At 62.0% G+C, this 22677-nt stretch carries 19 protein-coding genes; 16 read left to right on the top strand and 3 right to left on the bottom strand.

Annotated features, from left to right (window positions below; all coding sequences use genetic code 11):
• Position 1: 1 nt before the first annotated feature.
• Together ACOQOT_RS12780 and ACOQOT_RS12775 are read right to left on the bottom strand one after the other, a co-directional pair.
• Positions 2–1405, bottom strand: coding sequence for a phospholipase D-like domain-containing protein (locus ACOQOT_RS12780; protein ID WP_420559640.1), 1404 nt, complete (start codon positions 1403–1405; stop codon positions 2–4).
• A 78-nt stretch (positions 1406–1483) separates the two neighbouring features.
• Complete coding sequence (locus ACOQOT_RS12775) at positions 1484–3562, bottom strand: TonB-dependent receptor (protein ID WP_420559639.1); 2079 nt, start codon at positions 3560–3562, stop codon at positions 1484–1486.
• 267 nt (positions 3563–3829) lie between these two features.
• Here ACOQOT_RS12775 and ACOQOT_RS12770 point away from each other — a divergent pair, with 267 nt between their 5' ends.
• The 16 genes from ACOQOT_RS12770 (at position 3830) to ACOQOT_RS12695 (ending at position 21080) form a co-directional block, all read left to right on the top strand.
• Positions 3830–4948 (top strand): efflux RND transporter periplasmic adaptor subunit, encoded by a 1119-nt coding sequence (locus tag ACOQOT_RS12770; RefSeq protein WP_420559638.1) that lies wholly within the window; start codon positions 3830–3832, stop codon positions 4946–4948.
• Entirely contained in the window at positions 4945–8061 is a 3117-nt protein-coding gene (locus ACOQOT_RS12765) for an efflux RND transporter permease subunit (protein ID WP_420559637.1), read from the top strand. Before ACOQOT_RS12770 ends, ACOQOT_RS12765 begins: the two co-directional genes overlap by 4 nt.
• Positions 8062–8087: 26 nt before the next feature.
• Complete coding sequence (locus ACOQOT_RS12760) at positions 8088–9476, top strand: efflux transporter outer membrane subunit (RefSeq protein ID WP_420559636.1); 1389 nt, start codon at positions 8088–8090, stop codon at positions 9474–9476.
• A 46-nt stretch (positions 9477–9522) separates the two neighbouring features.
• Positions 9523–10134: a hypothetical protein gene (locus ACOQOT_RS12755; protein ID WP_420559635.1), complete on the top strand. Its 612-nt coding sequence runs from the start codon at positions 9523–9525 to the stop codon at positions 10132–10134.
• Positions 10135–10444: 310 nt separating this feature from the next.
• The gene (hemP, locus tag ACOQOT_RS12750; protein WP_244444457.1) at positions 10445–10558 is read left to right on the top strand and encodes a hemin uptake protein HemP; all 114 of its coding nucleotides are present in this window, start codon (positions 10445–10447) and stop codon (positions 10556–10558) included.
• Between the two features lie 140 nt (positions 10559–10698).
• Positions 10699–12846 carry a TonB-dependent hemoglobin/transferrin/lactoferrin family receptor gene (locus ACOQOT_RS12745; protein WP_420559634.1) on the top strand — a complete coding sequence of 716 codons (2148 nt, stop codon included), beginning with the start codon at positions 10699–10701 and terminating at the stop codon, positions 12844–12846.
• Between the two features lie 15 nt (positions 12847–12861).
• Positions 12862–13950: a hemin-degrading factor gene (locus tag ACOQOT_RS12740; RefSeq protein WP_420559633.1), complete on the top strand. Its 1089-nt coding sequence runs from the start codon at positions 12862–12864 to the stop codon at positions 13948–13950.
• The gene (locus ACOQOT_RS12735; protein WP_420559632.1) at positions 13950–14921 is read left to right on the top strand and encodes a heme/hemin ABC transporter substrate-binding protein; all 972 of its coding nucleotides are present in this window, start codon (positions 13950–13952) and stop codon (positions 14919–14921) included. The genes ACOQOT_RS12740 and ACOQOT_RS12735 overlap by 1 nt, the downstream gene beginning before the upstream one ends.
• Positions 14922–14926: 5 nt before the next feature.
• Positions 14927–16027, top strand: a complete 1101-nt coding sequence (locus tag ACOQOT_RS12730; RefSeq protein WP_420559631.1) for a FecCD family ABC transporter permease — start codon at positions 14927–14929, stop codon at positions 16025–16027.
• Positions 16020–16805 carry a heme ABC transporter ATP-binding protein gene (locus tag ACOQOT_RS12725; protein ID WP_420559630.1) on the top strand — a complete coding sequence of 262 codons (786 nt, stop codon included), beginning with the start codon at positions 16020–16022 and terminating at the stop codon, positions 16803–16805. The genes ACOQOT_RS12730 and ACOQOT_RS12725 overlap by 8 nt, the downstream gene beginning before the upstream one ends.
• A 27-nt stretch (positions 16806–16832) precedes the next feature.
• Entirely contained in the window at positions 16833–17573 is a 741-nt protein-coding gene (locus ACOQOT_RS12720; protein WP_420559629.1) for a MotA/TolQ/ExbB proton channel family protein, read from the top strand.
• A complete protein-coding gene (locus tag ACOQOT_RS12715) occupies positions 17536–17976 on the top strand; it encodes an ExbD/TolR family protein (protein ID WP_420559628.1) in 441 nt (146 codons plus the stop codon). Before ACOQOT_RS12720 ends, ACOQOT_RS12715 begins: the two co-directional genes overlap by 38 nt.
• Positions 17973–18374 (top strand): ExbD/TolR family protein, encoded by a 402-nt coding sequence (locus tag ACOQOT_RS12710; protein ID WP_420559627.1) that lies wholly within the window; start codon positions 17973–17975, stop codon positions 18372–18374. Before ACOQOT_RS12715 ends, ACOQOT_RS12710 begins: the two co-directional genes overlap by 4 nt.
• Entirely contained in the window at positions 18371–19168 is a 798-nt protein-coding gene (locus ACOQOT_RS12705; protein ID WP_420559626.1) for a TonB family protein, read from the top strand. Before ACOQOT_RS12710 ends, ACOQOT_RS12705 begins: the two co-directional genes overlap by 4 nt.
• Before the next feature lie 67 nt (positions 19169–19235).
• Positions 19236–20216: an NAD-dependent epimerase gene (locus ACOQOT_RS12700; protein ID WP_420559625.1), complete on the top strand. Its 981-nt coding sequence runs from the start codon at positions 19236–19238 to the stop codon at positions 20214–20216.
• Positions 20217–20324: 108 nt separating this feature from the next.
• Positions 20325–21080 carry a SapC family protein gene (locus ACOQOT_RS12695; RefSeq protein ID WP_420559624.1) on the top strand — a complete coding sequence of 252 codons (756 nt, stop codon included), beginning with the start codon at positions 20325–20327 and terminating at the stop codon, positions 21078–21080.
• Between the two features lie 8 nt (positions 21081–21088).
• On the opposite strand, the gene ACOQOT_RS12690 is transcribed toward ACOQOT_RS12695, so the two are convergent.
• Positions 21089–22204 carry a transglutaminase-like cysteine peptidase gene (locus ACOQOT_RS12690; RefSeq protein WP_420559623.1) on the bottom strand — a complete coding sequence of 372 codons (1116 nt, stop codon included), beginning with the start codon at positions 22202–22204 and terminating at the stop codon, positions 21089–21091.
• Between the last annotated feature and the right edge of the window lie 473 nt (positions 22205–22677).

Here is a 22677-nt window from a genome sequence, read left to right as displayed (position 1 = left end):
TTCAAAGATATGGCGAGAAGAGCCGCGCGATATTGTCCCTTACCTTGAGCGCGACGGGGCGCTCTTGCAAGGCGCTTATGGTAAGCGGGCGGGCCCTTGCGATGCGGGCGCCGATTTCCCGGTCGATATCTTCGGCAAGGCTGCGCCCGAAAGCTTCCAGATTGAATTCGAAATTGAGCCTGAGCGAGCGCGCGTCCCAGTTCGCCGAGCCGAGAAAGCTCCATAATCCATCGATTGCGGTGAGCTTGGTGTGGTCGAAGGGACCTTCCGTTTCATAGATGCGGCAGCCGGTTTCGAGCAATTCCTCGAATTGCGGCAGCATGGCCCATTTCATATAGAAGAGGTTGTTGTTGGCGGGCAGCACGATATCGACTTTCACCCCGCGCATGGCCGCAACGGACAAAGCGGCGCGCAAAGTGGAATCGGGCAGGAAGTAAGGCGTGACGATGCGGATGCTTTCCTGCGCCTGGGCAATGGCGCCGAGCAGCATCCAGCGCAAGGGATTGCGCGGCAGATCGGGGCCCGATGGCAGGCCGCGCACGATGAGATCGCCCTTGCGCTCGAGCGGCGGGAACCAGAGCGGGCCGGTCAGAATTTCTCCTGTCACGAAACGCCATTCATGGGCGAAGGTACGCATGAGCTGGCCGACCACCGGCCCGTCCACCTTGAAATGCCGGTCGAGAATGGGATGGGCCGGCTCCTGCGCGGTCAGGTTGCCCTCGGCGATATTCATCGAGCCGGTAAAGCCTTCCGTCCCGTCGATCACCAGGATCTTCTGGTGATTGCGCATATTCAGATAGGGCATCTGCCAGGGCAGAAAGGAGTGCAGGAAGCGCTCGCAGGGAATGCCCGCTTCGTGCAGATAATAAACCGCCGAGGGAAAAGAATAGTGTGAGCCGACCCCGTCGATAAGAACGCGGACTTTGACGCCGCGCGCTTTGGCTTCCCGCAGCGCTTGGATGAAGGCTTTGCCCGCCTTGTCATGATTGAAAATATAGGTCGATAGCGCGATGGAATGGCGGGCGCGGGCAATCGCCTCGAGCATTGCGGGATAGGCTTCATCGCCGTTTATGAGCAAGGTGAGATGATTGCCCGGACTGTAGGGCATTTGCGAGACGGCGCCGCCGAGCTCCATCAGCCGTTCAAGCTGGCGCAGCCCGTGATCGGTGCCCGCCATATGGGAAAGCTCGGCGCCCGTCGGCCCGCTCAGCTCGCCCGTCACATGGCCGCCGGAGCGCAAGGTTTCGGCGCGGCGCTGAATGCGGTTGATGCCGAACAGAAAATAGATGATCCAGCCGAGAAGCGGCACGAGCAGGATAAGGCCGATCCAGCCCGTGGCGGCGCGCGCATCGCGCTTGGTCAAAAGCGCATGACCCGCCGCCCCGAGCTGCGCACCGAGGCTCACAAGGCCGATCAGGAGAGGCCAGAGTTCCGTTGTCAGGCCGGCCTCCCTTGTTGTGCGGCGGCAGTAAAGATGCCGGGATCAGAAACGCACGGAAGCGCCCACATGCAACGCGCGGTCCTCGCCGGGGAAATAGCGCTCGTTGCCGAAACCGAAATCGGCCCGTTCGGCATAACGCTTGTCCGCCAGATTGGTAACGCGTGCATAAAGCGACAGGTCCTCGCGCACATCCGCTTCGATGCGGAAATTGAAAATGTCGTGGCCGGCATAGCGTACCGAATTCGCCGGGTTGGTGTAGTAATCGCCCACATGCACCCATTCCAGTTCCGAGCGCGCGCGCCCGTCCCAGAAGACATAGCCGAGCCTTGCATTCGCCAAGGTGCGCGGCGCGCCGTCCACATCCGTGCCTTCCTGGATATTGTTGCTTTGCGGGCTCGTTGCAACGGTGCGGTTGAAATCATATTCGTGCACGGCATAGCTCGCCGAGGCGCCGAAGTCGAACCCGGCAATGAGCGGGGTAAAGACATCGAGTTCGACGCCGTAATGTTTCGTGCGCCCGTCGGTAACGTTGAAGCCGTCTGAATCGCGGAAGAAGAAATTCTTTTTCTTCATGTAGTAGGCGGCGGCTTCATATTCGAGCGTGCCCCAGGTGCCGCGGGCACCGACTTCCAGACTGTCGAGCTTTTCCGATTCGACTTCCCCTGCGACCTGATTGGCCTGCAGACGGTAAAGGTCGGTTGTCTGCGGCGCGCGTGCCGCCCGCTTCCAATTGACGAAGCCGGTAATCTCATCCGAGAAGGTATGCGCAAGGCCGAGCTTCGGGGTGACGTCGGTGAATGTGTCGCGCCGGTCGGCGGCGCGGCGGAAGCGGCCCGTCACGCCCGTTGCCGTGCGGTTGTCATATTCATAGATCGTGTGTTCAAGGCGCACGCCTGCGGTGAGTTCCGTTCTCTCACCCAGCGCCCAAACCGTGTGGAGGTAAGGCGCAAGCACCGTCGCATCGACCGTATAATCGTAATGGGTGCCTTGCACGAAAGAAAAGACGGCCGGGCCTTCCTGATCTTCGCGCAGGTACCCTTCGGTATATTCCACATCGCCGCCCAGAATGATCGTGTGGCCATCATCGGTTTCATGGATGAGCGAGTTCTGCACGCCGACGCTCCAATGGCCGTTTTCCTCGATCGCCCCGCCGGGCAGAAAATGCAGCGCAAAGCGCAGACGGTTTTCGCGGGCATAAGGCGTGACGTTGAAAGACCAGTTCTCGTTCAGCTCGCGCGTCCAGTGCAGCGCGGCGCGCACGGCCCAGGCATCGCGGAAAGCTTCCGGGTTTGCATTGCCTTTGCGCAAGGCATCGTCGCGAAAGGCGGTGGGCCCTTGCACGAAGCTTGCCGTTTCCTGGTTGAGGTTATGGCTTGAAAGCGTGAAGAAGATGTCGTCCGCGCCTTTCGAATAATCATAGCGCAGCTGCGCCTTTTGCTGGCCGAAGCCGGAGGCGGCGCGGAAGCCGTCATCCTCGGCAAAGACGAGGCTGCCGAGAAGGCCGTGGCTCGCCTCCCCGTCCTGCCAGCTCACGCTTGCCGTATTGGTGTTGTGAAAAAGACCGTGCGGGCCGACCCAGACATCCGAGACGCCGGAGAAACCGGCTTCCGGTTCCGGCGAGAGCACGTTGATGAGGCCGTGCACGGCGTTGGAGCCATAGCGCGCGCTGCCCGGCCCGCGGATGATCTCGATGCCGCCTGCCGTTTCGGTGATGCTTTCAAAAAGCGCGTTCACATTGGCAAAGCCTGCCGCGCGGGTGGGCACGCCGTCTTCCAGATAAAGAAAGGAACCGGCGCCCGCCCCGCCGCTCAGCACGGGCGAGCGGATGGAGACGAGGCTTTCCTGGCCGTTATTGCGGTGGATATAGACGCCCGGTGCGCGGTTCAAAAGCTCGCTGTAATGATCGGCTTTGACGAAGTCGATTTCCCGTTCGGGGATCTTGGCGACATTACCCGGATGGGTGAGGCGCGCGGTGCCGGTGCTTGTGCTGGTCACGACGACCTCGCCCTTTAGCGGGGCTGGGTCCTCGGCGGCGGCGGGGCCGCTTGCTGCAAGAAAAAGAGCAGGCAGGGCCAGAACCTGCGAAATTGTGAAAGGACGCCCCCATACTCCGTAACGCATACGTAAAACTCTCCTCCCTTACAGGCCAGTTTCGCGGCCTTTCTTTTGCCCGGATCATAGGGAAAACAGGAACGGGGTGCGAGCCCCGGCGGGGTCTTTCGCGCAGATGGCGGTTGTCCCGGCGTCAATTGGCACTACCATCGGGCACGTTAAGGCAGAATGGCCTATAGTGGCCCGGTGCAGCGATGGGCAGATGGAGAGCGGGGCTTTAAGGTCCCGTTGCAAATGAATGCTAGAAGCGGGCCTTCTTAAAGGGCGGGCAATTTGATGATGGATGGCAAGCGGTTGGCTTTTGGCGGCGGCGCGCTTCTGGCGCTGGCCGTGCTTATCCTTGCCGTCCTCTTCTGGCCCACCGGCCCTGCAGGCAAGGAAGAGGCGCCCGGGCGCGCCAGCCGCGCCGCGCCCGTCATTGTCGAGAAAGTGACCTTCCGTCCCGAGCGCACCCGCCTTGAAGCGGTCGGCACGTCGCGCGCGCTTAAATCCGTCACGATTTATCCCGCCGTTTCCGGCGAGGTGACGGCGGTGGAGTTCACGCCGGGTGAAAAGGTGGAAGCGGGAGATCTTCTGGTCGGGCTTGAAAAGCGCGAGGAAGAACTGGCCGTCGAACTTGCCAAGGTGCGTCTTGAAGATGCCAAGCGCCTGCTTGCCCGCTATGAGCGCACGCGCGGCAGCGGCGCGGTTTCCGCCACCACCATCGATGCGGCCCGCACGGCGCTCGATGAAGCCAAGATCGCGCTCGGCCAGGCGCAGGTGGCGCTCGATTTCCGCTCCATTAAAGCGCCCTTCGGCGGCTATGTCGGGATTACCGATGTCGATGTCGGTGACAGGATCGGCCCCGATACCGCGATCACGACGCTGGACGACCGTTCCTCTTTGCTTGTCAGTTTCGATGTGCCGGAAGTTTTCATCAGTCGGCTGGAAGTTGGCACGCCCATCATGGTCTCGACCTGGGCGCAGAGCGGGCCGAAGGAAGAGGGCCATGTGGTGGATGTGGGCAGCCGCATCGACCCGCAAAGCCGAACCTTTGTGACCCGCGCCCGCGTCAATAATGATGCCGACCGGCTGCGCCCCGGCATGAGCTTCCGCGTCGTTATCGATCTGGAAGGACCGCTTTACGCAGTGGTACCGGAGGTTTCGGTGCAATGGGGCGGGGATGGCTCTTATCTGTGGGCGGTGCGCGGCGGCAAGGCCGAGCGCGTTGCCGTTACCATCGTGCAGCGCCAGGAAGGTCATGTGCTGGTCGACGGGGCGCTTGAAAAAGGCGATCTCGTCGTCAAGGAAGGCCTGCAGCGGATGCGTGAAGGGCTCGATGTCAGCTACCGGGAAGGCGATGTGATCGCCGGAGATGAAGCGGGCGGTGCGGGCGATCCGGAGCGGCGCTTATGAGCGGGGCGGACGACCTTCCCGCGCTTAGCATCCGCCGGCCCTTGCTGGTGCTCGTCGCCAATCTGCTCATTGCCATTGCCGGTTTCGCAGCGATCTTTGCGGTGGAAGTGCGCGAGCTTCCCGATGTCGACCGGCCCATTGTTTCCGTGCGCGTGCAATATCCCGGCGCCTCGCCAGAGACCATGGACGCGGAAGTGACCAGCGTCATCGAGGGCGCGGTGGCGCGGGTGACGGGGGTGAAATCCATCGAATCCTCCAGCGAGGAAAATAACGGGCGCATCCGCGTCGAGTTCTCCCCGAGCTTCGATCTCGATACCGCCGCCTCCGATGTGCGCGAAGCGGTGAGCCGGGTGGAGCGCGAGCTGCCCGACGATGTGGAGCAGCTCACCGTCGTCAAGGCCGATGAAAATGCCGATCCCATTATCCGCATTGCCGCCGTTTCCGATGTGCTGGTGCGCGAGGAACTGACGCGGGTCGTCGAAAACGACATCGTGCCTGCGCTCATTGCTGTGGAAGGGGTGGCGGATGTGCGCCTTTTCGGAGACCGCGAGCGGCTCTTGCGCGTCGTAGTTGATCCGATGCGGCTCACCAGCTACGGGCTTTCCGTCGCCGATCTTGCCGAAACGCTCGAAACCGCGCCTTTCGACGTGCCGACCGGCTCCTTCCGCTCGGACGATCAGGAACTCATCGTGCGCGCCGACGCCTCCGTGATTGCAGCCGAGCAGGTGGAAAACATCATCATTCGCGGCACGACGCGGATCGGCGATGTGGCGCAGGTTTTTTTCGGGCCGGAGGATGCGACCTCTTATGTGCGCTTCCGCGACCAAACGGTGATCGGGCTCGGTATCGTCCGCCAGGCGCAGTCCAATACGATCCAGATTTCGGACGGGGTGGAGCGGGCGCTTGAAAAGCTCAACGCCCGCTTCGACACACTTGAACTTGTCAAAACCTCGGACGATGCAACCTTCATTCGCGGCTCGGTGCGTGAAGTGCTGACGAGCCTGGCGCTGACCATCATGATCGTGGTTGCAACGATCTGGGTGTTTATCGGCTCTTTGCGGGCAACGCTCGTACCGGCGGCGGCCATTCCCATCTCGCTGATCGGCACGGTGGCGGCAATCTGGCTGCTCGGCTTTTCCATCAATATTCTGACCTTGCTCGCGCTGGTGCTTGCGACGGGCATGATCGTGGATGATGCGATCGTGGTGCTGGAAAACATTCAGCGCCGCAGAGCCCAGGGCCTTGCTGCAAGGGCCGCCGCCGTGCTCGGCACGCGGCAGGTTTTCTTTGCGGTGGTGGCGACGACGGCGGTGCTTGTCTCGGTCTTTCTGCCGATTTCCTTTTTGCCGAGTACAGCCGGGCGGCTCTTCCGCGAGTTCGGTTTCGTGCTTGCCATTGCCGTGATGATTTCTTCTTTCGTCGCGCTTTCTCTCGTTCCTTCTTTAAGCGCGCGCATTCCTGATGAAGAACCGGGCGATCATAAGGTGCGGCGTTTTTTTTCCCGCTGGGGCGGTTTTTTTGCCGGACGTTATGAAAGCTCGCTTGCCCTGGCGCTTGCCCATCCCTGGCGCGCTTTCGGCATTGCGCTTCTGGCGGCGGTGCTCTCCGGGGCGCTTTACAGCGCGCTCGATCAGGAATTGCTGCCCGATGAAGACCGGGGAATTTTCTATGTCTTCGCGACAGGTCCCGACGGGGTGGGGCTCAATTACACCGAGCGCCAGGCGGCGCAGATCGAGGCCATTCTTCAGCCTTATGTGGAAAGCGGCGAGATCGCCTCGCTCTTTACGATCGTCGGTATTTACGACTTCAACCGCGCCTTTGTCGTGGCGCGGCTTGCGCCCTGGGAGGAGCGGGAGCGGCGCCAGCAGGAAATCGTCTCGGAAATTCGCGGGCCGCTTTCTCAAATTCCCGGCGCGCGCGCTTTCGTGCAAACACCGAACAGCCTCAACCTGCGCGATGATGGCGGCGGGTTGGAAGTGGCGCTTATCGGCAATGATTATCTGGAAATCTACGAGGCGGCGAAGAAACTGTCCCTCGCCATCGAAGAGCGCCATCCGGGGCTCACCGATCCTGATATTTCCTATCAGCCCACACAGCCGCAGCTTTCGCTTATCGTCGACAGGCGCCGGGCTTCCGATCTCGGCATTCCGCTCACTGATCTTGCCGCGACCTTGCGGGTGATGGTGGATGGGGATGAAATCGCCGATCTGAATGTGGGGGACGAGGCGATCCCAATCTTTCTGGAATCGGCGAGCGGCGCGATCAACGATCCGTCCGATCTCGCCAATCTTTATGTCGGCACGCGCTCGGGCGGGCTGGTGCCGATTTCAAGTGTGGTGAGCCTTAAGGAAGAAGGCGTTGCCGCAGAGCTTGACCGGCATATGCAAAGCCGGGCCGTGGAGATCGATGCGGAACTTGCCGAAGGTACGACGCTTTCAGAAGCCGTGGCGCAGCTCGAAGAGCTGGCCGATGAGGTGCTGTCGCCGGGCGTTTCCATGATCCTGATGGGTGAGGCGGCGACGCTGGAAGAAACCTCGCAGGAAGTATTGCTTACCTATGTCATCGCCTTTGTCGTCGTTTTTCTTGTGCTTATCGCTCAGTTCGAAAGCCTGACCAGCGCCGCCGTGGTCATGGTCACGGTGCCGTTCGGCATTGCCGCCGCCATTCTGGCGCTCTTCCTCACCGGCACCTCACTCAATGTCTATTCGCAGATCGGCCTTGTCATGCTGATCGGGCTGATGGCGAAGAACGGCATCTTGCTGGTCGAATTTGCAGACCAGCTCCGCGACAGGGGCTACGGCGTGAAAGAGGCGATTGCCACCAGCGCGCGGGTGCGCCTGCGCCCCGTTGCCATGACGATGATTTCGACGGTGCTGGGCGGGCTGCCTTTGATCCTCAGCGACGGGGCGGGGGCGGAATCGCGCTGGGCCATCGGCTGGGTGATTTTCGGCGGGCTCGGCCTTGCCGGCATTTTCACGCTTTATCTGACGCCGGTGGTTTATCTGGGCATTGCGCCCTTCTCGTCGGCGCGGGCGGCGGAGGCCAGCCGGCTCGATGAAGAGCTGCGCCATGCCGAACGCATTCCCGATGACACGGACGGCACGCCGGCATGAGAACTCTTGTGAAGAAAAGTGCTTTGATGCGCGTATTTGCCGGTGCCGGATTTCTGCTTCTGGCGGGCTGCACGGTGGGGCCTGACTTTGTGCCGCCCGAGCCGGATGCGGGCGCGGGGTTCGGCGCGGCGCTGCCTGACGAGGCAGGCGCGCGGGCCGAGGAGATCTTGTGGTGGCAGGGCTTTAATGACGACCGGCTCTCCGGCCTCATCGCCGAAGCACTCAGTGAAAATTATGAAATTGCCGCGGCGCGTGAGCGTTTACTTCAGGCGCGCGCGCTTGTCGAGGCAGAAGCCGGTGCGGGCGGCCCGCAGCTTGACGGCGCGCTTACCGGCGATGTCGCCAGCCGCACGAGCGGCGGCGGGCAGAATGGGCGGACGGAAGGAGAAGTCGGCGCGGGCGCGCTCTTCTCCTGGGTGCCGGATCTTTTCGGCGGGCAGCGGCGGGCTGTGGAAGCGGCGGAAGCGGAAAGCCTGGCCCGCGCGCTTTTGGAAGAGGACATTGCCCGGCTGACGGCGGCGGATGTGGCGCGGCGCTATACCGAAGCGCGGCGGGATTATGCGCGCCTCGGTCTCGTCAATCAGTCGCTCGACTTGCAGCGGGAGACCTTGCGCCTTGTGGAAACGCGTTTCGAGGCGGGGCTGACGGCAAGGCTCGATGTGAAACGGGCCGAGGCCGATCTTGCCGCAACGCGTGCACAAGCGCCGCAGCTTGAGCGCAGCGCGCAGGCTGCGCTGCATGCGCTGGCGGTACTGACGGGCGAGCGGGCCGGGGATTTCGCCAAGGCCGGGATCGGCGAGGGGGGTATTCCGGTTTTCGGCGGCGGACCTTCGGCAGGGCTGCCGCGGGAGATGGTGCGCCGGCGCGCCGATATTCGCGCGGCGGAAGCCGAACTTGCGCGCGCCACGGCATTGATCGGGGTGGAAGAGGCTGATCTTTACCCCCTGCTTTCCTTGCCGGGGCGGCTCAGCTTCAATCTGGAAGACCTGGGAAGCGGCAACGTTGCCGAAGTGGTGGTGGCAACGCTGTCGGCAACGCTCGACATTCCGCTTTTCGATGCCGGCACGCGGCGCGCGGAGATCAGCGCGGCGGAGGCGCGCGCCCGCGAGGCTTTGCTGCTTTACCGGCAAAGTGTGCTGGACGCGCTCGGCGAGGTGGAAACGGCGCTTGTCTCCGTCATCTCCGCGCGGGCGCGGCAGGATTATCTCAGTGAAGCGGTGGCGGCGAGCGAGGATGCCTTTCAGCAGGCCGAAAACCTCTACTCCCAGGGCCTTGCAAGCTTTACCGAGGTGCTCGATGCGCAGCGCTCGCTCCTTTCCAACCGACAGGAACTTGCCATTGCAAAAAGCGAACTGGCGCTTGCTTTTATCGACTTATATGCAGCGGCAGGCGCGCCGACGGCGCCTCTTCAATAAATTTGCGATTTCCCAATTGTTAACGCCGCCTCGCCATGATGTGATCATGTCCGGGAGAGAAACACAGGTATGCGCGATGCGCGGCGAGGTCGATAGATCGCAGGCGAGCCTCGACTTCGAGGCGGTGTGGCGTGCCATTCCGAAAAGCGGTCTGGTACCCTTCCTGCGCGATTTCGTGCCGGAGAAAGTACCGGCTTTTCTCTCCGAAATGGTGATCATCGAAGTCGATCCCGTCCGCCCGCCTTATCTGCGTGTCCGTCTTGCCGGCACCGCGTTGAACGAGCGTGCCCGCTTTGAAATGACGGGTACGGACTACGCGACCTATCTTCCTGCCGAATACCGCCAGGGCGCCATCGACAGCGCCGATTTGATGGTGAGCCATCCATGCGGCCTTTGGCAGCTTATGCCGGTGCATTACGACACGGGCGTCTCCCGCCTTCTGGAAATTACCTGCTTTCCGCTGCTCGGCGGGGCGGGGCGCAAACCCATGCTCATGACGTTCGGGCAGGATCTCGGGTTTCTGGGCGGGGACATGGCGCAGCCGCCCGAAGGCAAGCTGACCGTCGATACCAGCATGGATTATGTCTATCTCGATATCGGCGCGGGCGTGCCGCCCAGAAATGCGCCGGGGCTGACCGGCGAGACGGTCGACCGCTGAGGTTTAGCGGCCTGTTCCCCCGCGTGTCGATTCCCTCTTAGTTTCCCGCTTTTTCTCTAAGTCCCCACAGGAACTATGCTTTTTTCTTTTGGTTTTGAGAATGATTCTCATTGCAATTGAGAATGACTCTTGTTATGAAGATCGCGGCGGACGGAAAATCCGCCGGACCGGGAGCTAATCGGGCAGACGTGTGATGCAAGATGAAAGACGGCCGGTCTTGCGGTTGAAGCCGTCCGGTGCGCCAGATGGGGCACCGGAAGGTGAAGCTAGGCGGACCGGAGGAAACGCGCAGGCGTTTTCCGGCGGCCAGGTGCTCAAGACAAGCGATCTTTTCGGCGGGGGCCGGGAAGTGACCATCGACCACCATGGCGATTTCTATCGGCTGCGCGAAACGAGTAAAGGGCGGCTGATACTGACGAAGTAGACGACGTAAAACGTGGCGGGAGATCTCTCACTGCCCAGACCTATTCATTTAGGCGTCCAAGCCAGCCAAAGCCTGCATCCCAGCACCCAAGGTTAGGTAGCCAGCCAGGACGTCCACTCGCGTTTTTAGAGGGGACTGACATGGCCATTTTTGGGGCTACTTATAAGACGGCATATTGCCGGAAAACTTACGTATCCATGCTTGCGCTCGCCGTTGCGGTGCCTGCGCTCAGCACTGTCGCTGCGGCAGAAGAAGCGGATAAGCGCATTGCGCCGATTTCCGTGACGGCAACGCGCAGCCCGATCGAAGCATTCGAATTTCCCGGCATGGTGACGGTGATCGACCGCGACGAGATCGAACGCCGCCAGGCTTCCACTCCGGCGGACATTCTGGGTCATGTGCCCGGCGTCGAGTTTACCTCTGGCCCGCGCCGCACCGGTATGACGCCCTCCGTGCGCGGCTTCTCCGGCTCCGATGTCGTTATCCTCATCGATGGGGTGCGCCAGAATTTCGGCTCCGCCCATGACGGCCGCTTCTTCCTCGATCCCAGCGTCGTGGAACAGGCCGAAGTGCTGCGCGGCGGCGCCTCTTCCCTTTACGGCAGCGGCGGCACCGGCGGGGTGATCGAATTCCGCACGCTCGATGCGCGCAAACATTTGCAGGCAGGCGAAAGCGCGCAGCTTGAAGCCAAGACCGGTTATCACACGGCGAACCGCGAATGGCATGTCACGACCAATGCTTTTGCGACGCCCATCGAAGGGCTGGGCGTCGTCGGCTCGCTGACGCGGCGGTCCTCCGGGTCGATCCGTCTTGGGAATGGCGGCGAGCTTGGCGCTTCCGATGACGATCTCCTCTCCGGCCTTGCCAAGCTCAATTACGATCTGGGTGGCGGGCACGAACTTTCGGCGACTTATCTCGGTTTCACCAACGATGCGCAGGAACCGAATAACGGCCAATCCGGTTCGGCAAACGATATCGTGGATAAGGAAATCCAGTCCGATACCTACCGCCTCGGCTACAATTTCAAAGACCCGTCCAACGCGCTGATCGATCTCGATGCGGTGGTCTATTTCCAGGAATTTTCCGCCGACGAGCTGCGCCTCGATAATAACGGCGCGGGGCCGGCTGGCGAGCTTCTGAAGCGCGACGTGGAGACCTTCGGCTTCCGCCTCGACAACCGCTCGCGTTTCGATTTCGGCGACGCGCTGGGCGTGACGCTGACTTATGGCGCGGAAGGCTACCGGGACGAGCAGGACGGGGCGTCCGCTTCCGGCAACCGGGACGGGGTGCCGGATGCCGATACCGAATTCTACGGCATCTATGCTCAGGCCGAGCTTGCCTGGAACAATCCTTTCGGCGTTCTGCCGGGCGATCTTCTGGTCATTCCGGGCGTGCGTTATGACGATTACAAAGCCTCAAGCGCACTGGCGGCAACGGATACGGAAGACGATTCCTTCTCGCCGAAAGTGGGCGTGAGCTATCTGCCCAACGATTGGCTGGTGCTCTTTGCCAATTATGCCGAGGCCTTCCGCGCGCCGGATATCAACGAGCTTTATCTTTCCGGTGTGCACTTCGCCATTCCGGCGGGCACGTTCGGCCCCGGCTCGCAGCAGGCGACGAACCGTTTCATCGCCAATCCGGATCTTAAACCCCAGACGACCGAGACATTCGAATTCGGCGCGGGGCTGACCTTCGATGATGTGGCGATGGAGGGTGACCGCTTCCAGGTCAAAGCCTCTCACTACCGCACGGATGGGGAAAACTTCATCGACCTCGAGGTTACGCAGCCGGCCTTCTTCACCGAATGTAATCCGTTCATTCCGGGCAATTGCGACGGCACGACGCGCAACTTCAACGTGGCGGACGCTGAGCTCGACGGAACGGAAGTGGAAGCGAGCTACGACAATGAACGCGTGCGCTTCGTGCTCGGCTATTCCGAAGTCGACGGCGAGAACACGCAGACGGGCGCCAAGCTCGGCGTGCTCACCCCGGACCAGCTGCATCTCGACAGCATGCTAAAGCTGCCGGAATTCGACAGTCTTGCCGGCTGGCGTATCGAAGCGGCGGATGAGTTCGACAAGGTCAATGCTGCCAATGAGCGCCGCGACGGCTATGTCGTGCACGACATTTATGCCGCCTGGGCACCCACCTCGGGCGCCTTGCAAGGGGTGCGGCTCGATCTCGGCATCGACAACATTTTCGACAAAGCCTATGCGCGCGCCTTTACCGACGCGAACGAACCGGGCCGCGATTACAAGATTGCCGTCTCCTACGCCTTCACCTGGTGATGAAAGGACTTTCTCATGTCACAGGCTGTTTCTTCGATCGACCTTTCCGCTTCCCCGGCTAATCCCGATGCGCTCAAGCGGCGCTATGCGGCGATGCGGGCGGAAAATCCCCGGCTGCGTGTGCGCGATGCGGCAGGCGCGCTCGGGGTGAGCGAGGCGGATCTTGTTGCCGTGCGTATCGGCGACGGGGTGCGGCGGCTGGGTACGCGCTGGAAGGCGCTGATCGAGGGCATGCCGGCGGTCGGCGATGTCATGATCCTGACCCGAAATGAGGCCTGTGTGCATGAGAAAGTCGGCACCTTCGGCGATATCCGCGTCTCGGAAACGGGCGGTGTGACGCTCGCCCGGGATGTGGACCTGCGTCTCTTCTTCACCAAATGGGCCCATGCCTTTGTAGTGGAAGAAGAGCTTGCCTCGGGCCTGCGCAAAAGCCTGCAAATTTTTGCCAAAGACGGCGAGGCCATTCACAAAATCTATCTGCGCGAGGAAAGCGATGACGTCGCTTTCGAAGCGCTGATCGGCGAACATCTGGCCGATGATCAGGAGCCCGGCCTTCTGACGCTCGAGCCGCGCGCTCCGAAAGCGGCGGAGCGGCCCGATAGCGAGATCGACCGCGACGCGCTCCTCACCCGTTGGGGTGCCATCAAGGATGTGCATCAGTTCTTCGGCATGCTCAAGGACCTTGAGGCCGGGCGCACGCAGGCTTTCCGCCTTGCCGAAGGGGAATACACGGTCAAGGTGCCGGTCCATGCCTTCCGTGCGGCGCTTGAAAAGGCCCGCGACCGGGCGCTGCCGATCATGATTTTCGTCGGCAATCAGGGGCTCATTCAAATTCATACCGGCCCCGTCGAGAACCTGAAGGAGATGGGGCCCTGGATGAATGTGCTCGATGAGCGCTTCAACCTGCATCTGCGCGAAGACCTCGTTGCCGATGCCTGGATCGTGCGCAAGCCGACCGATGACGGCACCGTCACCTCGCTGGAAATTTTCGGCGCGGACGGTGAGGTGATCGCCATGATGTTCGGCGAGCGCAAGCCCGGCCAGCCGGAGCTGGAAGGCTGGCGTGAGATCGTCTCGGAACTTGAAAAGCTGGAGGCACACTAATGGTGCGGAGTGCCTCCTTCACGGGGCGCGCCAAGGTCCTCGGCGCGTTTGCTGTCTCGCTTTCCCTCTCGCTCGCGGCTTTTGCCGCTTCGGCGGTTCGGGCGGAGGAAAGCGGGACGGCGTCCCCGGCTTCTGAAACGGTAACGCCCGCTAAGGCGCCCGCGCGCGTCTTGAGCGCGGGCGGGGCCGTCACTGAAATCATTTATGCGCTGGGCGCGGGCGAGCGGCTGATCGCAGCTGACGTTACGAGCCTTTATCCGGAAGACGCCAAAGACCTGCCGAAGGTCGGTTATTTCCGCCAGCTTGCCGCCGAGCCCATTGTGGCGATGGACCCGGACCTTCTGCTGGTCGTGGAAGATGCGGGGCCTGAGGACGTGCTGCGCCAGCTTAAAGCTGCTGGGCTCAATGTCGTCACCGTACCGGATGAAACGAGCCCGGCGGGCGTCCTGCAGAAAATCGGCGCGGTGGGCGCGGCGCTCGGTCTTCAGGAAGAAGCCAAGCAGCTGGAAGAGAAAATTGCACGCCGTTTTTCCGGTCTTGAAGCGCTGGTCGCCGAAGCGGAAGACGCGCCGCGTGTCGTCATTCTGCTCTCGGCCGGGCGCGGGGCGCCGCTTGCCGGCGGCGCGGAAAGTTCCGCCGATGCGATGATCAAGCTGGCAGGCGGCACCAATGCTTTTTCCGAGTTTGAAAACTGGAAGCCCGTTTCCGCGGAATCGCTGATTGCGGCGGCGCCGGATGTCATTGTCGTGCCTTCTCATGTGGCCGAAGCCATGGGCGGTAAAGACAAGGTGCTGGAAATTGCCGGTGTCGCGGAAACACCTGCCGGGCGTGAGGGGCGTTTCGTGATGATGGATTCGCTTCTGCTGCTCGGCTTCGGGCCGCGCACGCCGGAGGCGGCGCAGAAACTGGCCCGCGTGCTGCACCCGGAACTTGCGGCAAAAGCCGCGCAATTGAATAGCGCAGAGCATTGAGGCCCATGTCGCTCGTCGCTGCGATACAGAACAGGCGCAAGGCCGGCGGGGCGGCAAATCCATCTCCTCGCAGCCTGATCCTTGCCGGCTTTGCGCTTTTCTTTGCCGCCGTCTTCTTTGCCGGAGCGGGCCTCGGCGCGCTTTCCATTCCCGTTTCCCATCAGCTCTCGATCATTCTGGACGCGCTAGGGCTTGGCGGGTTTGCCGAGGTGAGCCGGGCGGAGGAAACCGTGCTGCTTCATGTGCGCCTGCCGCGTGTTGTGCTGGGCGCCATGGCCGGGGCCTGCCTTGCCGGGGCGGGCGCCGCGCTGCAAGGGCTTTTCCGCAATCCGCTTGCCGATCCGGCGTTGATCGGCGTTTCAAGCGGGGCGGCGCTTGCCGTGGTGGCGACGATCTTGGGCGGCAGCTTTTTGCTCCCCTTTCTCGATCCCGGGTTCTTCTATTACCTGCGCCCGGCTGCGGCTTTCATCGGCGGGCTTCTGGCCGTCGGGCTTGTCTACCGGATCGCGGCGCGCGGCGGCGTGGTGGATGTGGCGACCATGCTGCTTGCCGGTGTCGCGGTAAACGCGGTGGCGGGCGCCGGGATCGGTTATGCGGTTTTCGCTTCTTCCGATCAGGAGCTGCGGGACATCAATTTCTGGATGCTGGGCTCGCTTGCCGCGGCAAGCTGGCAGCAGGTCGGCTGGATCGCGCTCTTTGCGCTTCCCCCGCTTGCCGTGCTGCTCAGCCTTGCCCATGCGCTCAATGCGTTTTTGCTCGGCGAGCGCGAAGCGGATTTCCTGGGGTTCAACGCGGATCATGTGAAGCGGCTTATTCTTTTCACGACCGCGCTGATGACGGGCGTCATCGTTGCTTTTACCGGCGTCATCGGTTTTGTCGGCCTCGTCGTGCCGCATCTCGTGCGTCTTGCCTTCGGGCCCGATCACCGGCTGGTGCTGCCTGCGTCTTTTCTTCTCGGCGCCAGTCTTCTGGTGGGAGCGGATATTGCCGCGCGCCTTGCGGTGCTGCCGGCCGAGCTTCCCATCGGTGTCGTAACCAGTCTTGTCGGGGGGCCGTTCTTTTTCTGGCTTTTGATGCGGCAGCGTAAGGAGGCGGGCCATGCTTGAAGTAAAAGATATTTGCGTATCGCTCGGGCGGCGCCCGGTGCTGAGCGATCTTTCCCTCCGCCTTGCGCCGGGAGAAGTCGTGGCGGTGATCGGGCCGAACGGAGCGGGGAAATCGACGCTCCTTTCGGTCATGGCAGGCGCGCGCCAGGCGGACAGCGGCACCGCGATGCTTGACGGGGCGCCGCTTGCCAGCGTTGCCTCCGGCGATCTTGCCCGCAAACGCGCCGTGCTTTCCCAGTCCCATGCGCTTTCGTTCGATTTTGCCGTGCGCGATGTGGTGGAGCTCGGTCGTGCGCCTTACAGAGGCCGGCCCGAAGCGTGCCATGACGGCGAGGCGATCGATGCTTCCCTTGCCTTTACCGGCGCGGCGCATCTGGCCGAACGGCGCTACACCACGCTCTCAGGCGGGGAAAAGCAGCGCGTGCAGTTCGCCCGTGTGCTTGCCCAGATCTGGCGCACCGCGCCCTGCTTTTGCGACGGGCGCTATCTGCTTCTCGATGAGCCGACCAACAATCTCGATCTTGCCCATCAACACGGCACGCTGACGCTTGCTCGCGAACTCGCCTCGCAAGGGGCAGGGGTGCTGGCGGTGCTGCACGATCCCAATCTTGCCTCGCTTTACGCGGACCGTGTGGTGCTGCTGGAGCGCGGGCGCATTCAGGCGGACGGACCGCCCCATGAAGTGTTCCGGGCCGATCTCATCGAAGCGGTTTACGGCATGCCCGTTTCCGTTCTCCCCCATCCCTCGCGCGGCTGCCCGCAAATCATGCCTGCCTGACATGTTTGGCTGAGAAGGAATTTCCTCATGAGCGATCCTCTTTCTTCGACACCTCCTGAAAGCGCGCCGCTTGAAACGGCGCGGGCCGCGGCAAGCCCGGAAGCGGTTTCCAGTCTTCTCGATATGGCCGGGGCCGGCGGCCCGGTGCTTTATTTGCTTGCCGCGCTTTCCGTTGCAGCGCTTGGCGTCATGCTCGCCAAGCTCGTGCAGATGCGCGGCGTCGCGCCTTCGCGCAAATCCATTCAGCAGGTCTTCCGCGCCGTTGAAGCGGGCGAGGCGGACGAAGGGGTGAAAGCAGCGGGCAAGATCAAAGGCCCGCTCGGCCCCATTATGAAATCGGTGCTCGAGGAGGCTGGCTCTCTGCCGCTCGCGCTATTGCGGGAAAAAGCGCAGCTCAAGGCGGAAGCGGCTTTGGAAGTGCTGCGCTCGCATCTGCGTTTTCTGGAAGTGATTGCCATGCTCGCCCCGCTGCTCGGGTTGCTCGGTACGGTGCTCGGCATGATCGATGCCTTTCATGCGCTTGCCTCGGCTGCCGGGCGGGCCGACCCCACCCAGCTTTCCGGCGGCATCTGGGAAGCGCTGCTGACGACGGCGGCAGGGCTTGGCGTTGCCATCCCGGTGACCGCGGCGGTCAACTGGTTCGACCGGCGCGGCGAACGCCTTGCCCATGTCATGGAGCAGAGCCTTACCCATCTTTTCCTGCAACTCGAACTGAAAGAGCAGGCCCGTCATGGCGGCGAGCGCGGTTTCCTCAAGGCTGCAGATTAAAAGGCCGGGGCGGACCCGGGCGCGGATCGGCCTCACATCGCTCATCGATGTGATTTTTATTCTGCTGATCTTCTTCATGCTCGCCACGCGGTTCGAGGTCTGGCAAGCGCTGGATGTGAGCGCGGGCAAGGCCGGGGCTGCGCCAAGCGAGACGCGGCCCCTGCATGTCAAAATCCATCCAGGCGGCGCTTTCGAGATCGACGGCGCCCGGCTGGACGGCGACGCCTTTTCCACGCGGCTGAAAAGCGAAGGGAAAGACGGCTTGCCGCCGGTCTTCCTGGAACCTGCCGGCGGCGCGCGCCTTGCCGATCTCATGCATGGGGCGGAGATCGTGCGCGGTGCGGGCGGGCAGACACTTTCCTTTGTCGATCCCCAGGGGCAGGAAAACGGAGGCGGGGAATGAAACTGCGCCGCGCGTCAAAATTTCAGGAGAGCGAACCGGCCCTGCCGCTTATCAATATCATTTTTCTGCTGCTGATCTTTTTCATGATTGCGGGCGTTCTCGCCGAAAGCCCGCCTTTTCCCGTTTCCCCGCCCGGCTTTGAAGAAAAGGGCGAGGAAGGGGAGACGCAAAACCTTCGCCTTTATGTCAGCGCGGAAGGCGCTTTCGCGCTGGGAAGTGAAGAATTGCCGCGCGCGGCCGTGCTTGAGCGCCTTGGGGCGACAGAAGCCGCGCCCCAACCGCTCGACATCGTGGCGGATAAAGAGGCCGATGCCGCCGCGCTTGTCACGTTGATGCGGGAGCTGCGCGAGGCGGGGCGGAGCGAGCTGCGCCTCATCGTGCAGGAGGGGGCCGGATGAGGGAAATCCGCTGGCGGCTTTTGGGGCCCATGTGCCTCGCCGCGCTTTTCGTGCATGGCGCAGCGCTCGGGCTTTTCCTGCAGGAGACGCCGCCCGGTGCGGCAGCGGCAGGCTCCGGCGGGCTTGCCGTTTCCATTATTGCCGGGGCGCCTGCGCCCAAAAGAATTGAGGCTGCACCGGAAGTGCAAGAGGCGCCGGAAGCTCTGCCTGAACCGGAACCCATTGTGGAAGCCGAGGCGTTGCCGGTTGCGCCGGTGCAAAAGCCAGTGAGCAAGCGCGAACCGGAAAAGACCGTGAAGAAGCCGGAAAAGAAACCGAAGAAACCCGAGCCACGAAAAGAAGCGGTGCAAAAACCGGTGCAGAACAAGCCTAAGGATGAGATGACTGAGCCGATCCAGGCCGAGCAGGAGATTGCATCCCTCGGCGATGGCGCAGGCCAGGCGCAAAGCCGGACGGGAAGCGCCGCTCATGCACTGACCGGCGGGCAAAGCGGCGGCGGCGCGCCGGGCGCGGCGGATTATTTCGCGCTGCTGCGCGCCCATCTTGAACGGCATAAATCCTATCCGCGCCGCGCGCGGCTGATGCGTGAGGAAGGCACGGTCGCGCTTTCCTTGACGATCGATGGAGAAGGCCGGGTGCTGCGCCATGGGATTGTCCGCAGCTCCGGGTCTTCCCGGCTCGACGGGGCGGTGGAAGAGATGGTGGCTGATGCCGGGCGCCTGCCGCGTCCTTATGCGGAGCTCGGCCCCTTTCCTTTAAGCATCGAGGTGCCGGTCACCTTCGATCTGCGCTGAGCCTTTGCATGTTCCTTGTGCGCCCGCGGTGTTATAAGCGGAGGCACAGGAAGGCAAAGGAGTTGGAATGGCGGTTCTGGTCACGGGCGCGGCGGGATTTATCGGTATGCATGTCGCCGAGGCGCTGCTTCGGCGCGGCGAAGAGGTGGTCGGGCTCGACAATCTCAACGATTACTACGATGTCTCGCTGAAAGACGATCGCCTCTCACTCCTGCGCAATCATCCCGCCTTTTCCTTCGTGCGCGCCGATCTTGGCGAGGAAGGCGCGCTGGAGGCGGGCCTTGCAGGGCGCGTCATCGACCGGGTGGTGCATCTCGCCGCTCAGGCGGGCGTGCGCTATTCCATTCAGAACCCGCGCTCTTATGCGGCGTCCAACCTGACCGGGCATCTCGAGGTGCTGGAATATTGCCGCCACAATGGGGGTCTTAAGCATCTCGTCTATGCGTCATCGAGCTCGGTCTATGGCGGCAACAAGAAAGTGCCTTTTTCCGAAGATGACAGGGTGGATGCGCCGGTCTCGCTTTATGCGGCAACGAAAAAAGCCGATGAGCTGATGAGCCATACTTATGCGCATCTTTACGGATTGCCGCAGACGGGGCTGCGCTTCTTCACCGTCTATGGGCCCTGGGGGCGGCCCGATATGGCTTATTTTTCTTTCACGAAAAACATCATGGAAGGAAAGCCGATCCGCGTTTTCAATCACGGCAAGATGCGGCGCGACTTTACTTACATCGACGACATTGTGGCGGGCGTTGTGGCGGCGCTCGACAATCCGCCGGAAGCGGCGGAGGAAAGCCCGCCTCACCGGGTTTTCAACCTCGGCAACAACAAACCCGTCGCGCTGATGGATTTCATCACCACGCTTGAAGGGCTGATCGGCAAGAAGAGCGAATGGATCTACGAGCCGATGCAGGACGGCGATGTGGTGGAAACCTATGCGGATATCGAGCGGGCGAAAGCGGCACTCGGCTATGCGCCCGCCACGGATATCGAAGAGGGGCTTTCCCGCTTCGTTTCTTGGTATACCGACTATTCCTCTCGTGAATGACCGGCTCTATTTAACCCTTTTGCGGATTTATTCTTGTTCCGGCCCAAGGCGGGGCGCTATGCCATAGGAAAGCGCCGATGGGGCGCAACATGGAAGCGGAGAGGCGGAATGAGCGAGAGCCAGGAAACGGTGGCAAATCCGGAAGAGCAAAAAAGCGCGGGCATGCCGCTTTTCTATGAAAACCCGGTGCCGATTTCTTTCGAGCGCCACGGCAAGAAGCATCTGGCACGCCGGGTCGATGCGCGCTTTGCGGCCAAGAGCAATGCCATCCCGATCAATCTTTCCGAATTCGCGCAGATTTCGCGCCACTATCCCATCGCTTTTGTCGCTGCGGCGGTGCCTTTTCCGGTGGCCGTGGTCGGCATGCGCAATGGCGAGAATCTCTTCGTCGACAAAAAGGGCGAATGGGCAAAGAACGTTTATGTGCCCGCTTATGTGCGCCGCTATCCCTTCATTCTTTCCACGACACCGGACAGCGATGTGCTGACGCTTTGCGTGGATGAGGCCGACGGTGTGCTGAGCGACACGGACGGGCTTACATTCTTCGAGGAAGACGGCACGCCGAGCGATCATGCCAAAGCCGCGCTCGATTTCTGCCGGGCCTATCACGGCGCGGTGGGGCCGACGCAGGACTTCGTCAAAGCACTCTCCGACAAGGGGCTCTTGATCGAACGCCAGGCCAATGTCGCCAAGAAGGACGGCCAGAACTTCAACCTGACCGGCTTTCATGTGGTGGATGCGGAAAAGGCCCAGCGTCTGAGCAAGGACGAGCTTGGCGAATGGTGGGGCAAGGGCTGGCTGCAGGCTATCACCGCCCATCAGATTTCCATGCTCAACTGGGGCGATCTGGCCGAGCGGGTTTAAGCCCCCGCTTAACGGAAGCGTTGGCGGGCGGCTGCCTGCGCGGCATAGCGCGCCGGGCGCGTCGGAACGAGGCGCACCGGCTCCGGCTTTTTATGCAGCCACCAGTTTTGCTGGTTCAGCGAATAGATGGGCCGGTAGTTCGGCGCGTCTGCAAGATCGGCCACCGTCTTTTTCTGATTGTCGAGCAGTTTGATCTTGCCGTTCAGCCGGACGAGCAGCACGGCGTGGTGCGTTTTGATGGCTTCATCGTAAAGCACCATGATGCGCATATCGGCCGGGGAAAAACCGAGCTCGACCAATCCGAAATATTTGATGATCGCATAATCCTCGCAGTCGCCGCCATTCGCCAGAAACTCGGCAGGCGTCTGCCAATGGTCGCTCATGCCCCAATTGGACATGTCGTCCACATAAGCAATGCCGTTCGCCCAGCTGTTCACCCGGTCCAGCTTTTCGGCGGGTGAGAGATCCAGCGCGCTGTCGATGACGCGGGCCCAGTCGTCCAGGGCGCAGGCGCCTTTTGCGCGGCAGTCGGCGGCCTTATCTTGCTGCCTTTGCGGTGCGGGCGCTTCTTTCGTCTGTACCGCTTGCTCGGGCCGCTCGACCGGCGCCAGGAAGTTGAAGACGGGCATGGCGCTCGCGGCCTGCTTTTCTCGCCCGCGCTCCGGGCGGATCAGCGGCACGAGCATGCCTTCGGGCAGTATCAGCCGCGCGGTCTTTTCTACTGCTTGTTCGGCAGGGGCCGTGGCCACGGCGCCGCGCTCGACGGGCGGGCGCAGGGTGAGCGTGCGGTGCCTCTCCGGCAGGCGGGCCGAAGGGGCAGGCAGGGTGAAGGTCAGCCGAGCCGTGCTTGCGGCGGGCTGCAATTCAGCCGCAGCGCCTGCTTTGCCCGTGTCCACTTTATATGCTTGGGAGAAGCCTCGTTCCTCGCGGCGGAGCGCGGCGAGTTCGGAGACGGGTTTCGTTTCCGAGAGCACCCGCTGCCAGCGCGGAAATACCTGGAAATCGCCCCGGCCCGGCGCCCCGTCAGGGAAGCCGCCTTCGGCCATGGCAGGGGCTGCCTGAGCCGCACCTGCCAGGAGAATCGCTCCGGCGCAAAGCGCCATCCTTACGCGCGCGATAGACATGGGAACAACCGCACCAAACTCGTTTTACCGTGCGGTGAGTGTCCCAAGTCCCGTTTAAATCGGCGTTCAGCGGGGCGGTCGGATTTGATTCAAGTTTTAGCGCTTGGCGCTTCTAAGGCTGCTTGAGCCTGGCTTTGGACGCCGCCTGTCTTATTCCCTTTTATCTCTATGGGTTTAACTGTGCCAGTGCCGGGCCGGGGCGGAAAAATGCTCTCTTTAGAGTCAAGGCAGAGTCATGAGGCGCATTAACTTTAATATAAAATTATCAATTCTTTAAGCCGCTGAATCAAAAGCAAGAATCGGCGGAACCCTCAGAGTCAAAGGGTACTAACACATTTGTCCGATTGCTTTTCACATTGCAATTTCGTACGACTCATTAACGAAAAGTTTACTAAAATTAAGCAGGCGGCTGCGTCTTTTCGCGGTTTTGGGGGCAAAAACGAAGTCGTACGGGGGCAAGCTGCGCCTAGCAG

This window comes from Tepidicaulis sp. (genome assembly GCF_965222285.1).
Lineage (GTDB): Bacteria > Pseudomonadota > Alphaproteobacteria > Parvibaculales > Parvibaculaceae > Tepidicaulis.
The sequence above is the reverse complement of the archived record's forward strand: the minus strand, read 5'-3'. Positions and strand labels throughout refer to the sequence as shown.